Below are 13,213 nucleotides of genomic sequence, written 5' to 3'. Positions count from 1 at the left end.
TCCTACGATTCCCCAAACACGCGCTTGAAGATCGTGTCGACGTGCTTGAGGTGATAGCCGAGGTCGAACTGCTCCTCGATCTCGGCATCGCTGAGATATTTCTTCACCTCAGCGTCCTTCTTCAGGAGCTGGAGGAAGTCGCCTTCGCCGCGCCAGACCGGCATGGCGTTGCGCTGCACCAGCTTGTAGGAATCCTCGCGGCTCGCGCCCTTCTGCGTCAGCGCCAGCAGCACGCGCTGCGAGTGCACGAGGCCGCCGAGGCGGTCGAGGTTCTTCTGCATGTTGGCGGGGTACACCAGCAGCTTGTCGATCAGGCCGGCGAGGCGCACCAGCGCGAAGTCCAGCGTCACGGTGGCATCGGGGCCCATCATGCGCTCGGCGGAGGAGTGCGAGATGTCGCGCTCGTGCCAGAGCACGACGTTCTCCAGCGCCGGCGTCACATAGGCGCGCACCATGCGGGAGAGGCCGGTGAGGTTTTCCGACAGCACCGGATTGCGCTTGTGCGGCATCGCGGACGAGCCCTTCTGCCCCTCCGAGAAGAACTCTTCGGCCTCCAGCACCTCGGTGCGCTGCATGTGGCGGATTTCCACCGCGATGCGCTCGACCGAGGCGGCGATCACGCCGAGGGTCGAGAAATACATCGCGTGGCGGTCGCGCGGGATGACCTGGGTGGAGATCGGCTCGGGGACGAGACCCATGGCTTTCGCGACATGCGCTTCGACGCGCGGATCGATCTGCGCGAAGGTGCCGACGGCGCCGGAGATGGCGCAGGTTGCGACCTCCTTGCGGGCCGCGATCAGGCGTTCTTTTGCGCGGGTGAATTCGGCATAGGCATAAGCCAGCTTGAGGCCGAAGGTGACGGGCTCGGCGTGGATGCCGTGGCTGCGGCCAATGGTCGGCGTCATCTTGTGCTCGAAGGCGCGCTTCTTCAGCGCCGCCAGCACCTTGTCGATATCGGCGAGCAGCAGGTCGGCGGCGCGTGTGAGCTGGACGTTGAGGCAGGTGTCGAGCACATCGGACGAGGTCATGCCCTGGTGCACGAAACGCGCCTCGGGGCCGACGATCTCGGCGAGGTGGGTGAGGAAGGCGATGACGTCGTGCTTGGTCTCGCGCTCGATCTCGTCGATGCGGGCGACGTCGAAGGTGGCGTCCTTGGCCTTGGCCCAGACCGTCTTGGCGGCTTCCTTGGGGATGGTCCCGAGCTCGGCGAGGGCGTCCGCCGCATGCGCCTCGATCTCGAACCAGATCTTGAACCGGGTCTGCGGCTCCCAGATCGAGGCCATTTCCGGGCGGGTATAGCGGGGGATCATTGCACGGCTCCAGGAGGTGGGCGGGCGGCCCCAAAGGATGGTCCAAGGGGGACGTGACCTGCCAAAATGCTTTTTACGCCGTGATTTACCAGAGCGGACAGGGCGAAACAAACGATCCGGGCGCCGACCAGAGAGGGATAGCGGAGCTATCCACCGGCCCGTCCCGGCCCAGCCCGGACGCCGCACACAGGGAGGACGCCTACAGAAATTACCTGTCAATCACGGATCATTGACTGACAGATATTGAAATCTGTCAGCGGGACGTGTATATCCGTTCTCGGACGCTCCGATTGGGCGCCCCACGGCTACCCCCGGAGAGCCCGACATCCGAAACAAATGCGGATCGAGGGCCGAAATTGAAGAGAGGGGACCGCGGACGAATGGAGACTTAGGACAATGACGACCGAAATCATCAATCTGACCGGGGCGATTGGGCATTGGCTCAATTTGCTGGTGGCGCGCCAGATCGCGGCGCAGGCTGCAAAACTGCCTCATTAAGGCATAGGCTTTCCGAAACGACCGGTACGGGCGCTTCGGAAGCAGCCCTATCGCCGGGTGAACCCTGAACGGGAACAAGGTGCTGGCATGAATGAAGCCGTTATCCTGACGCCGGAGCGAATCCTCGAAGTCACCGAGGACGTCTTGCGGCGCTACGGACTTGCCAAGGCCACCGTGGTTGACGTTGCCCGTGCGCTCGATGTGAGCCACGGCAGCGTCTATCGCCATTTCCCGAGCAAGGCCTCGCTGCGCGAGGCCGTCGCCAAACGCTGGCTGGACCGCATCGATGCGCCGCTCCTGGCGATCGCCAAGGAGCAGGGGCCGGCGCCTGACAGGCTCGATCGCTGGCTGCGAACGCTGTTCGCCGCCAAGCGTTCGCGCGTGCTCGACGATCCCGAGATGTTCGAGACCTATCTGACGCTGGCGCGCGAGGCCTGTGCGGCCGTGAAGTGCCACAAGGACACCATGATCGACCAGATCGCGGGGATCCTGGCCGACGGCGTGAAGCAGGGCGTATTCGCTGTCGACGACGTCAAAACCACCTCGCGCGCGATCTTCGATGCCACCGTCCGCTTCCACCATCCGGCCCATGCCGACGAGTGGAAGGATGCCGATCTGCCGGCGCGCGTCGATGCGACGCTGGCGCTGGTGCTGCGCGGGCTGAAGGCGGGATAGACCGCCCCACCTGTTCAACGCGCGCTTATGGACCTTTTGCCTTGTGAAGAGCGGCGCCATTGTGGGCCGGTGGCGAGGACGTTGAGCGTGTCCGCGCGGGCAAGGCCGGGTCGGAGGGTGGCACGACCGAGGGACTTCCCGGATAGGCATTGACCGCGATCTCGACGGCGTCTTTTGACCGCTTGCGCAGGTGGTAGAAGGTTAGCTCCAGATCGAGCATGGGGCAGCGAAAGTGGACGACCGCGGTGTCTGGGAGGCGGCAGAGTTCGTCAATGAGCTCGCCTACCGTGATGATCGGGGGATGGTCGACTGCGTTGTGATGACCCTTACTCATGACCTACTCCTTCACTGCGAAACTAACCGGAGCGGGATGGTCTCCGTTCCAATTTCGTTCAGCAGATTAAGAAGATTCCAGGGACCAAGGCAGTACGGCAGCTCTGCTGCTAAATCCGCGTCAGCCCGCAACTCGCCGCCAGCCGCACCAGCTGTGCGTCCGTGCGGGCGCCGGTCTTGGTCTTGATGAGGTAGTGATAGTTCTGCACCGTCTTGACGCTGAGATTGAGATGCGCCGCGATCTGCTCGGTGGTCGCGCCGCCGGCGAACTGGCGTAAAATCTCGATCTCGCGCTCGCCCAGTTGATCCAGCACCGAGCCTGCCGACAGGCTGTCCTCGGCCAGAATATGCGCGATGTCGTCGCTCATGGCGCGCTCGCCGCGGGCGACGCTGCGGACCGCGGTCACGACCGCGGAGGGCTCGCTGCTCTTGGTGACGAAGCCGGAGGCGCCGGCGCCGAACGCTGCCTTCACCAGCACTGCCTCGTTGTGCATGGTGAAGACGAGAATGCGCGCCCGCGGATTGCGCGCGCGGATGTTGCGGATGGCTTCCAACCCGCTCGCGCCGGGCATCGAGATATCGAGCACCACCACATCGGGGTCGTGCGCCTTGAAGGCGCCGTAGGCGTCCGCGGCGTTGTCGGCTTCCGCCACGACATGGAGATCACCCTGGCTTTCCAGCACCCGCCGGTAGCCTTGTCGCACGATCGGATGGTCGTCGACCAGCAGCACGGAGATGCCTGATGCCGCAACCTCGCTCATAGCGGCCTCATGCGGCGAGCGGAATGGTAGCGGCGACGCTGAGGCCGCGATTGGCTGATAGAATCGACAAGGATCCGCCGGCCGCCGCGACACGCTCGCGGATGCCGGTGAGGCCGAAGCCGGCCGAGCGCGCGACGCGTTCCGCATCGCCGCCGCCGTCGTCCTCGACGCGGATCAGGAGCGCGTCGTCGTCACCGGCGCGCCGCTCGATGCGCAAGGAAATCTCGCGCGCCGAGCTGTGGCGCAGTGCGTTGGTCAGGCATTCCTGGGCCACACGATAGGCCGTGGTGGCGGCCGGGCCGCTGATGTCGGTGAGGTCGCCCTTGAGATCGAGCCGGATGGTCGGCTGCGCGGCGCTCTGCGAGCGCCAGCTGTCCACCAGATTGACGAGGCTCGCCTCCAGCCCGAGCTCCTCGGGCAGGGGATTGCGCAGCCGCTTCAGCGCATCGCGCAGCGAAGCCATCAGATAATGGGTGGCCTGCGAGATCAAGCGCGCGTCCTGCGCGATGCCGTTATCTTTGCCCTCTTTCGCGCTCGCCATCTCAATCGTGTTGGCGAAGGCGAGGATGGCGGAGAGATTCTGGCCGAACTCGTCGTGCAGCTCGCGGGCGAGCGCGCGGCGTTCGTCATCGCGGATCTCGATCAGGCGCCGTGTCAGCGCCGCGCGCTGCTCGGTCGCTTCCTCGAGCCGGCCGCCGAGCTCGCCCACGGCGTTGCCGATCATCGCCAGCTCCATCGAGCGGAAGCGCGGCAGTTTGGTGCGATATTGCCCGCGCGCCATGCGCTGGAGCGCGGTGACGATGGTGCGGGCCGGCGCCAGCGCATGCGCGATCGCAAGCGAAGCCAGCAGCGAGATCGCCGCCGCCATCAGCAGCGCGACATCGACCACGTTGAGGAGATACTCCCAGGCAAGCGAGATGGCCGCTGCAGCATCCGGCGTCGCGACGACCGTTCCGGCGGCTGCCGCGCGGGGACTGACCGGCCTGATCACCTCGGCGTGGCTGCCGAGGAAGATCGGTACGATCGCGCTGAACCAGTGCGGCGGCGTCCTGCCGATGCCCTGATTCTGGCCGCAGAGCGGCTTTTCGAATGCGATGGCTGGCTGGAACTCGACGCAGACGCCGGGCGAGATCAGCTTCATCGTCTCCAGCGTGCGCCACTCCGGAACCGGCAAGAGTTGCTCCCGCGTTCTGCTGCTGCGCAACAAGAACTCGTGCCAGTACAGCGCCTGGAGCGCCTGGGCGACCCGCTGCGCCGAGGCCGCAGTCGCCCGATCGACGCTGCGATAGGCATCGAACGTGGCCCACACGGTCGCCGCGCCAAGGCACAGCACGACGATCAGAAGCAGACGGGCGACAAGCTGGAGCACGAGGCGCATGCGATCATCCCCGACGTTTGATAGGCTCAGCCTAACAACGCCGCCGCGGCTTGCCAATTGCAAGGGTTGGGCCGGATTGCAGCTCGGGCAAATTTCCCAAGCCGGATTGGGCATGGCTCTTTGGACCCGGCGCGGCGGCTTTGATCTAATGGGCGAGGAATCGTTGCAAGCTAGTCCTTGCAAGCCAGGAGCAGTGCAGCATGAGTTCGATGACGATTGGACCGATCGCGGCCACCGCGACCGACCCATCCGAGCGCAGCGCGCTCCTGTTCTGGATGATCTTCACCGGGCTGTCGATCTTCGCCGTCGTGCTGCTGTGGCGCTTCGGCCTGATCCACCTGATGCTGACCTCGGATCGGACCTACATTTCCAGCGTGATCGCACTGCTCTATGTCCTCACCTGCGGCCATTGCTTCCTGCGGACGCGGGCGATCGCGCGGGAAGGGGCGGCGGCGCGGCGCTGCCGGGCGGCACTCGCGGCGCCCGACGGCAGCAAGGCGCTCGATGCCAGCGCGGCCCGGCTGCCACGCGGGCTGGTGCGGGATCACATCGAAAGCCTGGTGACCAAAGCGGCCGCGCAGGATTACCGGCCGGTCGACCAGACGCTGCTGCTGCGGACGCTCGCCGACCGCTTGCGCGGCTCCAACGGGTTCGGCGCCTTCGTCTCGGACACGCTGATGAAGCTCGGCCTGCTCGGCACCATCATCGGCTTCATCATCATGCTGGCGCCGATCGCGGGGCTGGATGCCGCCGATAAGGTCGCGATGCGCTCCTCGATGGGCCTGATGAGCGACGGCATGGCGGTCGCGATGTACACGACGCTGGCGGGCCTCGTCGGCTCGATCCTGGTCCGCATCCAATACTACATGCTGGACGCCGCGACCCAGCGGGTGTTCTCGGATGCGGTGGTGCTGACCGAGACCTATGTGACACCGGTGCTGGAGCGCAAAGGCGCTGGAACCACGCCATGATGGATGATTTCGGTCTCTATCCGCGCGAGGAGCCGTTCGATCCGCTGGGCGTGATGCTGTTCAAGGCGCTCCAGGTGATCGCCTTCCTGTTCTTCCTCGCTCTGCTCGCGGTCTCCCCGGACGCCAAGGACGGCAAGATCGACTCCAAGGCGGAGTTCATGATCACGCTGGACTGGCCGGACAATCATCCGGATGATCTCGACCTGTTCGTGCAGGATCCCGCCGGCAACATCGCCTGGTACCGCCACCGCGAGGCCGGCTTCCTCACGCTCGACCGCGACGACCGCGGCGGGGCCAACGACTTCATCATGGTCGCTGGCAAGAAGATCGCCTCGCCGATCCGCGAGGAAATCGTCACCCTGCGCGGCATCGTCGCCGGCGAATACACCGTCAACGTCTCGCATTTCGTGGCGACGACCGGCGAACCGGTCGAGGCCAATGTGAAGGTGCAGAAGCTCAATCCGACGGCGCAGGTGGTCTTCGACAACAAGTTCAAGCTCGATCACACCGGCGACGAGAAGACTGCGGTGCGGTTCCGGCTCGATGCCGAGGGCAAGGTCGTCAATGTCGACCAGCGGCCGAAATCGCTGCTGGAGACGTTTCGCAGCAGCTGGCGCAACGGCGCCGATCTCGACCCGAGGACCGGTGTGAGCAAGAACACTGCGAGGGTGCGCCGTGACTAGCCTGCAAACGGTCATCCTCACGCTGTCGATCGCCTACGCCGTCATCGGCGCGTTGTTGCTAATCGTGCTGGTCTATGCGCGGCTGCACTGGTCGTTCAAGGCGGTCGCGGTGGTCGTGACCAGCGCCTTCTATGTCGTCAGCTTCACCGAGATGCGCGGGCTGCTCGGGTGGGCCAGCGCGGAGAGGCTGCCTGCTTCGTTCAAGCTGCTCAAGGCCCGCATCGTCGAGCCGCATTCGCTGGAGGGCGATCCCGGCTCGATCTATCTCTGGGTCGAGCAGCTCGATGAGGACAATCGCCCGAGCGGCATCCCGAGGGCCTTTCGGGTACCCTATAATGACAGGCTGGCCGACAAGACCCATGCCGCGGAGAACGAGATCGCGCTCGGACATCCGCAAGGCGGCCGTGCCGCCGATTTCGGCGGCGGCGATGGCAGCCTGATCGACATGGTCCGGGAATATGTGACGCCGAAGACCATTCTGGAGACCACCGGCGGCGATTCCTCGACCGGCGAATTCCTCGCACCACCGGCCGGCGCGCAGGGCGCCGTGTTCACCCCGATCCCACCGCCCCGGATGCCGCCGAAGGACGAGCAGTAGGTCCTTCACCATTGCGGAAGAGCCACGCTGGAAAACGGACCGGCGCTGGCGCATCTTCTTGACGTCCCTCAATTTGGCCTTATCGGCTTTCGATAAGAATTTGAGGGTGGAGGGTGCGTGCTTCTCGCTGTCTTCTCGGATATCCACGGCAACCGGCAGGCATTCGAGGCCTGCCTGAAGGTTGCCCGCGCGAAGGGCGCGGAGCGGTTCGTCCTGCTCGGCGATTTCGTCGGCTATGGCGCGGACCCGGAATGGGTCGTGGAGACCGCGATGGCCCTGGTCGAGGAGGGCGCCGTCGCCGTGCGCGGCAATCACGACCAGGCTGTGAATTCCTCCGCCGAGACCATGAACGCCGAGGCGCAAATCGCGATCGAATGGACCCGCGGCCGGCTGGACGCCGCGCAGCGGCGGTTCCTCGCCGAGTTGCCGATGCGGGTGGAGGACACCGATCGCCTGTTCGTGCACTCGGAAGCCTCCAGCCCGCAGCGCTGGCACTATGTCCGCTCGACGGCGGATGCCGCCAAGAGCCTGATCGCGACGCCTGCTCATGTCACCTTCTGCGGCCACGTCCATCGCCCGGCGCTCTATTCGATGTCGGTGACGGCGAAGATGACGAGCTTCGTACCCAGGACCGACGTCCCCGTGCAGTTGCTGCGCGGGCGGCAATGGCTGGCCGTGCTCGGCTCGGTCGGCCAGCCCCGCGACGGCGATCCGTCCGCATCCTTCGCGCTGTTCGACCCCGTGTCGTGCCAGATCACCTATTGCCGCGCGCCCTATGACATCGAGACGGCTGCGAGCCGCATTCGCGAGAACGGCCTGCCGCATTGGCTCGCCGACCGGCTGTCGCAGGGGCGCTAGAGGCCGATGCCGAAACCTCTGGTCAAATCAGGCGCGGTGATCGACGGCTATACCATCGGCGAATGCGTCCATGCCGGCGGCATGGCAACGCTTTGGACCGTCACCCATCCCGGCATCGACGTGCCGCTGCTGATGAAGATCCCGCGGGTGTCGGAGGGCGAGGACCCCGCCGCGATCGTCTCCTTCGAGATGGAGATGATGATCTTGCCGCGGCTCGCCGGGCCGCACGTGCCGGCCTGTTTCGGCACCGGCGATTTCGCCCACCAGGCCTATGTCGTGATCGAGCGCATCGTCGGGACCACGCTCTACAAACGGCTGCCGGACCTGCCGCTGCCTTATGAGGAGGCGCGGCAGCTCGTTGCGAAGATCGCGACTGCGCTTGCCGACCTGCATCGGCAGAACGTGATCCATCACGACATCAAGCCGAGCAGCATCATGTCCCGCGAGTCTGGCGAGGCGGTGCTGATCGACTACGGCCTATCGCATCACAACCATCTGCCTGACCTCTTGCAGGAGGAGTTTCGCCTGCCCTATGGCACCGCGCCCTACATGGCGCCCGAGCGGCTGCTCGGCGTGCGCGACGATCCGCGCAGCGACCTGTTTTCGCTCGGCGTGCTGCTCTATTTCTTCACCACCGGCGAACGGCCGTTCGGCGAGGGCGAGACGCTGCGTGCGATGCGGCGCCGGCTCTGGCGCGATCCGCATCCGCCGCGCGCACTTCGCGCGGACTATCCGCCGTGGCTCCAGGAGGTGGTGCTGCGCTGTCTCGAGATCGAGCCGGTGTGGCGCTATCCGACCGCGTCCCAGCTCGCCTTTGATCTCACCCATCCGGATCAGGTCAAGCTTAGCGCGCGCTCGGAGCGGCTGAAACGTGACCCCCTCAGCGTCGCCTGGCGTCGGCGCTTCAACCTGGGCGTCATGGCGCCGCGCGCGAAATCGGACGTCGCGGTGCAGATCGCCTCCAGCCCGATCCTCGCGGTCGCGCTCGATACCGCCGAAGGCGCGCCGGAGCTGAACGAGGCGCTGCGCGTCACGACTGAGCGCATTCTGGCTACGTTACCTTCGGCGCGGCTTGCCTGCGTCAATGTCCTTAAGCTCAATCGCATCGCCATAGACAAGACGCTGGACGACCAGGGCTCCAACAAGCACATCGACCGCCTGGTGGCGCTCCGGCATTGGGCCATGCCGCTGAAGCTCGACGAGAGCCGGCTGTCGGTTCACGTGCTGGAGGCGGTCGATCCCGCCACTTCCCTGCTGGAATTCGCCGAGATGAACTCGGTCGACCATCTCATTATCGGCGCGCGGCAAAATTCTTTCAGGCGTACCTGGCTCGGCAGCGTCTCGGCCAAGGTGGCTGCGGAGGCCATTTGCACCGTCACCGTGGTGCGGCCGCCGAGGATGGCCGGCGATGTGGCAAAGACAGACGCCGGCGTGGTGTGGGGCTAAAGCATGATCCGGAAAAGTGCGAACCGGTTTTCCGAAGAGATCATGCTCAGACAACAACCTAAAGCGCGATGATTCATCCTTTCAGCGCGCTTTAGGATCGATCAGGCCGCGTGAGCGGTGTGAGTGGTGCGCTTGCGGCGGATCGGCCAGGAGAATTGCGGGCCGGGCTCGCCATGATCCGCGCTGCCGCCGAAATACTGGATGATCTCGCGGCAGGGCTCGCAGTTGAAGAGGTTACGCGACGCGGATGCCTTGGACATTTCCTTCAGGCAGTTCGGGCAATGCGGTTTCATGGCTTCAGGTCCGGAAGAGGAAATTCAGTGACGGCGCGGCGATAGGAAGGGATGGTCGAGGTCGGCCGTTTCGGGTCTGGCGTCGTCGCGCATCTCGCCTTCGGTGCGTTCGAGCCGACCGAAGAAATAGTCGAGGTTGGGATGCGGGCGCCGTGGGATGCGGCACCGGCGCTTTGGCTGACGCTTCACGAGTGCGATCTGCATGGGCTTCAGGCCCGATACCAGTCGCGGCGGACGACGCGGGCCGAACGTGCCGGCACCTTCACCGGTCCGGCCGATGGCCCAAACACGACAAACGCACAAAAACCAAGCCACAACGCCACGCCAGTCCAAACCAGGGTCGTCGTCATGATGTGCTCCCGTCAAAAGCAGGCGGGAATCACTTGCAGTGATTTGCACGAATCAGTGAAGCCCGGATGAGTACGGGTCGAGGTTGCAATTTTAGACAATTGCGCGCCGCAGCTCGCGTAGAAGTCGCATCTCTACGCGGTGTCGGGGCCGAAGCCTCAGATCGCTTCGCCGCGCGCGCCCGCGGCGGCGTTGCGGATCGCGGCGATGTTGGTCTTGTACGCCTCCTGCGTGCCGCCCCTGAACACGGAGGTGCCGGCGACGAAGGCGTTGGCACCGGCCGCGGCGAGGGGACCTGCAACGTCGGGGCCGACGCCGCCGTCGACCTCGATGTCGATCGGACGGCCCGCCATCATCGCGCGGATGTCGCGGATCTTGTTGATCGCCGAGGGGATGAAGGCCTGGCCGCCGAAGCCGGGATTGACCGACATCACCAGCACGAGGTCGACGAGGTCGAGGACGTATTCGAGCGCACTGATCGGCGTGCCCGGATTGAGCGAGACGCCGGCCTTCTTGCCGAGCGCGCGGATCGCCTGGAGTGAGCGATGCAGATGGGGACCGGCCTCCGCATGCACGGTGATGTGGTCGCAGCCGGCCTTGGCGAAGGCCTCGAGATAGGGGTCGCAGGGCGAGATCATCAGATGCGCGTCGAAGATCTTCCTGGTGTGCGGGCGCATCGCCTTGATGATATCGGGGCCGTAGGAAATGTTGGGAACGAAGTGACCGTCCATCACGTCGAGATGGATCCAGTCGGCGCCGGCCGCGTCCACCGCGCGCACCTCCTCGCCGAGCTTCGAGAAGTCCGAGGCCAGGATCGAGGGCGCGATTGCCAGGGGGCGGGGGGCGAAGGCTTGGGTCATGGCGCGGTTTCCCGTGGCGGCCGTGAAAGATGAACCTCGCCTAACATGGGCCTGTCAGCCGGGCAATGCAGGGGCGGCGTGCTTCCTGTGGGCGGAAATTTCTGCCGCGACCGGCATGAATTGCCGGTGTTCCCGAACCGCGCAAAGTGTGGTGAAGGCGGATTTCATTGAGCTTTTCGCGCTGGCACGACGCTTGCTGACTCAGCTCCAGAACATTGGCCGCGGCGTGCCGCGCTGGTTGGAGTTTTGCAATGTTGTTTGCCCTTGGTGCCGTATCGAGTGCGCTCGACGCGATCCAGTCGCTGACGAATTCGAAGTCGACCTCGTCGGCGCAGAAGACCGGCTCGACGCAGAAGACGGGATCGTCGCAAGGCGCGGCCAATCCGTTCGCGATCGACAGCACGGCCAGCATCGCGACCTCGCTGGTCGGTTCGAGCAAGGGCCCGCAGATCGCGCCGGAGACGATGAACGCGTTGCTAGCCGCGCAAAGCCAGTCGTCGGACAGCACCAGCGGCACCGCCAGCTCGACGACGTCGAGCTCGACGTCCTCGAAGTCGATGAGCCGCGAGGACGCCCTGAAGGACCTTTTCTCCCAGATCGACGCGGACGGCGACGGCAGCATCACCAAGTCCGAATTCGAGAACGCGCTGGGCGCCGGCGGCACCAACCTCGCACAGGCCGACGACGTCTTCTCGAAGATGGATTCGGATTCCGATGGCAGCGTGAGCCTCGACGAGATGTCGAAGGCGCTGAAGAGCGGCCACCATGCGCAGGGCGCGGGCGGCTCGGGCGACGGATCGGATTCCTCGTCGAAGTCCGGTGGCGGCTCGACCTCGACCACGACGACCGCCGCCGACGGCTCGACCACCACCACCGTCACCTATGCCGACGGCTTCAAGATGTCGACGACGGTCCCGGGCGCGAACGCTGCCCGTAGTTCGGCTTACGATCTGTTTGCGCAGTTGATGCAGCAGCAGGGCGGGCAGGGACAAGGCGCCTCAGCGAGCGCCGGCTCGTCCATGTCGATGAGCGTCTAAAGCCTCTCGCTGCCATGCCCCGCGCAGGCGGGGCATCCAGTACGCTGCGGCCTCTCGGTCCAATCACTTTCGTCTCTGGAATACCGGATCGCCCGGTCTTCGCCGGGCGATGACACGCGTTGTGTGGCGGGAGGCGCGTGTTCCTCAAGTGCCAAACCGGTCCTTCCACGCCGGCTGCGTGCCGGGGAAGGACAGCGCCGTTGCACTGTACACGCCGCGTGCGATCGCGCGCGCGACCACGTTGGCGGCGATGGTGCCGAGCTCGGTGAGGCCGACCAGCGGCTCGATCGGCTTCTCGCCGGTCGCAGCCGCAAACAGCACGTCGCCGTCGGTCGGCGCATGCACCGGATAGATGGCGCGGGCAAATCCGGTGTGGGCGATCATCGCAAGCCGCTTGGCCTGGGGTTTGGTCAGCAGCGCGTCGGTGACGACCACGCCGATGGTGGTATTTTCGCGCGCGCTCGCGGCGGGACCGCCCTTGATGCGCATGCGGAGCATATCGTCGGTGAACTTGTCGGGCAGGCCGCGTCCGCCGAATTCGCCTGCTACCTCGAACGGCGCCGCCCAGAACCACGGCCCGTTGCCGACGGTGACGCTGCCCACCGCGTTGACGGCGACGATCGCCGCGACCTTGACGCCATCAGGCGTCACCGCCGAGGCCGAGCCGAGCCCGCCCTTGAACGTCGCGGTGGTGGCACCGAGGCCGGCGCCGGCGCTGCCGAGCGCGAAGTCCGTGCTGGCGGCAGCGGCTGCCGCGGCGTAGCCGAGGTCGCGATAGGGCGAGAAGCGTCCCCAGGCCTTGTCACCGCCGTTGAGGAGATCGAACAGGATCGCGCCCGGCACGATCGGGATCAGCGCTTCGCGAACCCGGTGGCCGCGACCCTGCTCGGCGAGCCAGGCCTGCACGCCGCCGCCGGTATCGAGGCCAAAGGCCGAGCCGCCCGACAGCGCGATCGCATCGACGCGCTCGACGGTGTTGGCTAGATCGAGCAGTGCGTCCTCGCGCGTGCCGGGGCCGCCGCCGCGAACATCGATGGCCGCAACCGCGGGGGTATCGAAGATGATCGCGGTCGCGCCGGAGGCGACTTTCGCATCCTCGGCATGGCCGACGCGGACCCCGGCGATATCGGTGAGCAGATTTTTCAAGGCCGGCACTCCATGCGC

Annotated in this window: 16 protein-coding genes; 7 read left to right on the top strand and 9 right to left on the bottom strand. The window is 65.7% G+C overall.

The window, feature by feature from the left end; genetic code table 11:
- Positions 1-2: 2 nt before the first annotated feature.
- The gene (purB, locus tag I3J27_RS24565; RefSeq protein ID WP_270161119.1) at positions 3-1,310 is read right to left on the bottom strand and encodes an adenylosuccinate lyase; all 1,308 of its coding nucleotides are present in this window, start codon (positions 1,308-1,310) and stop codon (positions 3-5) included.
- Positions 1,311-1,895: 585 nt separating this feature from the next.
- On the opposite strand from purB, the gene I3J27_RS24560 reads away from it, so the two are divergent.
- Positions 1,896-2,483, top strand: a complete 588-nt coding sequence (locus I3J27_RS24560; RefSeq protein ID WP_270161117.1) for a TetR/AcrR family transcriptional regulator — start codon at positions 1,896-1,898, stop codon at positions 2,481-2,483.
- A 25-nt stretch (positions 2,484-2,508) separates the two neighbouring features.
- On the opposite strand, the gene I3J27_RS24555 is transcribed toward I3J27_RS24560, so the two are convergent.
- The 3 genes from I3J27_RS24555 to I3J27_RS24545 all read right to left on the bottom strand — a co-directional run bounded on the left by I3J27_RS24555 (position 2,509) and on the right by I3J27_RS24545 (position 4,955).
- Positions 2,509-2,817, bottom strand: a complete 309-nt coding sequence (locus tag I3J27_RS24555) for a hypothetical protein (protein ID WP_270161114.1) — start codon at positions 2,815-2,817, stop codon at positions 2,509-2,511.
- A gap of 109 nt (positions 2,818-2,926) precedes the next feature.
- Positions 2,927-3,577 (bottom strand): response regulator, encoded by a 651-nt coding sequence (locus I3J27_RS24550; RefSeq protein ID WP_270161108.1) that lies wholly within the window; start codon positions 3,575-3,577, stop codon positions 2,927-2,929.
- A 7-nt stretch (positions 3,578-3,584) separates the two neighbouring features.
- Entirely contained in the window at positions 3,585-4,955 is a 1,371-nt protein-coding gene (locus I3J27_RS24545) for a sensor histidine kinase (RefSeq protein ID WP_270161104.1), read from the bottom strand.
- Positions 4,956-5,155: 200 nt separating this feature from the next.
- On the opposite strand from I3J27_RS24545, the gene I3J27_RS24540 reads away from it, so the two are divergent.
- From I3J27_RS24540 to I3J27_RS24520, 5 genes are all read left to right on the top strand, one after another.
- Positions 5,156-5,926 carry a MotA/TolQ/ExbB proton channel family protein gene (locus I3J27_RS24540; RefSeq protein WP_270161091.1) on the top strand — a complete coding sequence of 257 codons (771 nt, stop codon included), beginning with the start codon at positions 5,156-5,158 and terminating at the stop codon, positions 5,924-5,926.
- The gene (locus tag I3J27_RS24535; RefSeq protein WP_270161075.1) at positions 5,923-6,609 is read left to right on the top strand and encodes a DUF2135 domain-containing protein; all 687 of its coding nucleotides are present in this window, start codon (positions 5,923-5,925) and stop codon (positions 6,607-6,609) included. The genes I3J27_RS24540 and I3J27_RS24535 overlap by 4 nt, the downstream gene beginning before the upstream one ends.
- Positions 6,602-7,207 carry a hypothetical protein gene (locus I3J27_RS24530; RefSeq protein WP_270161073.1) on the top strand — a complete coding sequence of 202 codons (606 nt, stop codon included), beginning with the start codon at positions 6,602-6,604 and terminating at the stop codon, positions 7,205-7,207. The genes I3J27_RS24535 and I3J27_RS24530 overlap by 8 nt, the downstream gene beginning before the upstream one ends.
- Positions 7,208-7,324: 117 nt before the next feature.
- The gene (locus I3J27_RS24525; RefSeq protein WP_270161067.1) at positions 7,325-8,065 is read left to right on the top strand and encodes a metallophosphoesterase family protein; all 741 of its coding nucleotides are present in this window, start codon (positions 7,325-7,327) and stop codon (positions 8,063-8,065) included.
- A 6-nt stretch (positions 8,066-8,071) separates the two neighbouring features.
- Positions 8,072-9,511 carry a bifunctional serine/threonine-protein kinase/universal stress protein gene (locus tag I3J27_RS24520; protein WP_270161066.1) on the top strand — a complete coding sequence of 480 codons (1,440 nt, stop codon included), beginning with the start codon at positions 8,072-8,074 and terminating at the stop codon, positions 9,509-9,511.
- Positions 9,512-9,612: 101 nt separating this feature from the next.
- Here the strand turns inward: I3J27_RS24520 and I3J27_RS24515 are convergent, their stop codons facing one another.
- The 4 genes from I3J27_RS24515 to rpe all read right to left on the bottom strand — a co-directional run bounded on the left by I3J27_RS24515 (position 9,613) and on the right by rpe (position 11,012).
- Positions 9,613-9,804: a hypothetical protein gene (locus I3J27_RS24515; RefSeq protein WP_270161064.1), complete on the bottom strand. Its 192-nt coding sequence runs from the start codon at positions 9,802-9,804 to the stop codon at positions 9,613-9,615.
- Between the two features lie 24 nt (positions 9,805-9,828).
- Positions 9,829-10,008, bottom strand: a complete 180-nt coding sequence (locus tag I3J27_RS24510) for a hypothetical protein (RefSeq protein ID WP_270161055.1) — start codon at positions 10,006-10,008, stop codon at positions 9,829-9,831.
- Between the two features lie 5 nt (positions 10,009-10,013).
- The gene (locus tag I3J27_RS24505) at positions 10,014-10,154 is read right to left on the bottom strand and encodes a hypothetical protein (RefSeq protein ID WP_270161050.1); all 141 of its coding nucleotides are present in this window, start codon (positions 10,152-10,154) and stop codon (positions 10,014-10,016) included.
- A 156-nt stretch (positions 10,155-10,310) separates the two neighbouring features.
- Positions 10,311-11,012: a ribulose-phosphate 3-epimerase gene (gene rpe / locus I3J27_RS24500; RefSeq protein WP_270161047.1), complete on the bottom strand. Its 702-nt coding sequence runs from the start codon at positions 11,010-11,012 to the stop codon at positions 10,311-10,313.
- 251 nt (positions 11,013-11,263) lie between these two features.
- Between rpe and I3J27_RS24495 the strand changes: the two genes are divergently transcribed.
- Positions 11,264-12,049: an EF-hand domain-containing protein gene (locus I3J27_RS24495; RefSeq protein WP_270161038.1), complete on the top strand. Its 786-nt coding sequence runs from the start codon at positions 11,264-11,266 to the stop codon at positions 12,047-12,049.
- 144 nt (positions 12,050-12,193) lie between these two features.
- Here the strand turns inward: I3J27_RS24495 and I3J27_RS24490 are convergent, their stop codons facing one another.
- Positions 12,194-13,195: a P1 family peptidase gene (locus I3J27_RS24490; RefSeq protein WP_270161036.1), complete on the bottom strand. Its 1,002-nt coding sequence runs from the start codon at positions 13,193-13,195 to the stop codon at positions 12,194-12,196.
- Between the last annotated feature and the right edge of the window lie 18 nt (positions 13,196-13,213).

The sequence above is a fragment of the Bradyrhizobium xenonodulans genome (assembly GCF_027594865.1).
GTDB lineage: Bacteria > Pseudomonadota > Alphaproteobacteria > Rhizobiales > Xanthobacteraceae > Bradyrhizobium > Bradyrhizobium xenonodulans.
Note: the sequence above shows the minus strand (reverse complement) of the source record. Positions and strands in the feature narration are given on the sequence as shown.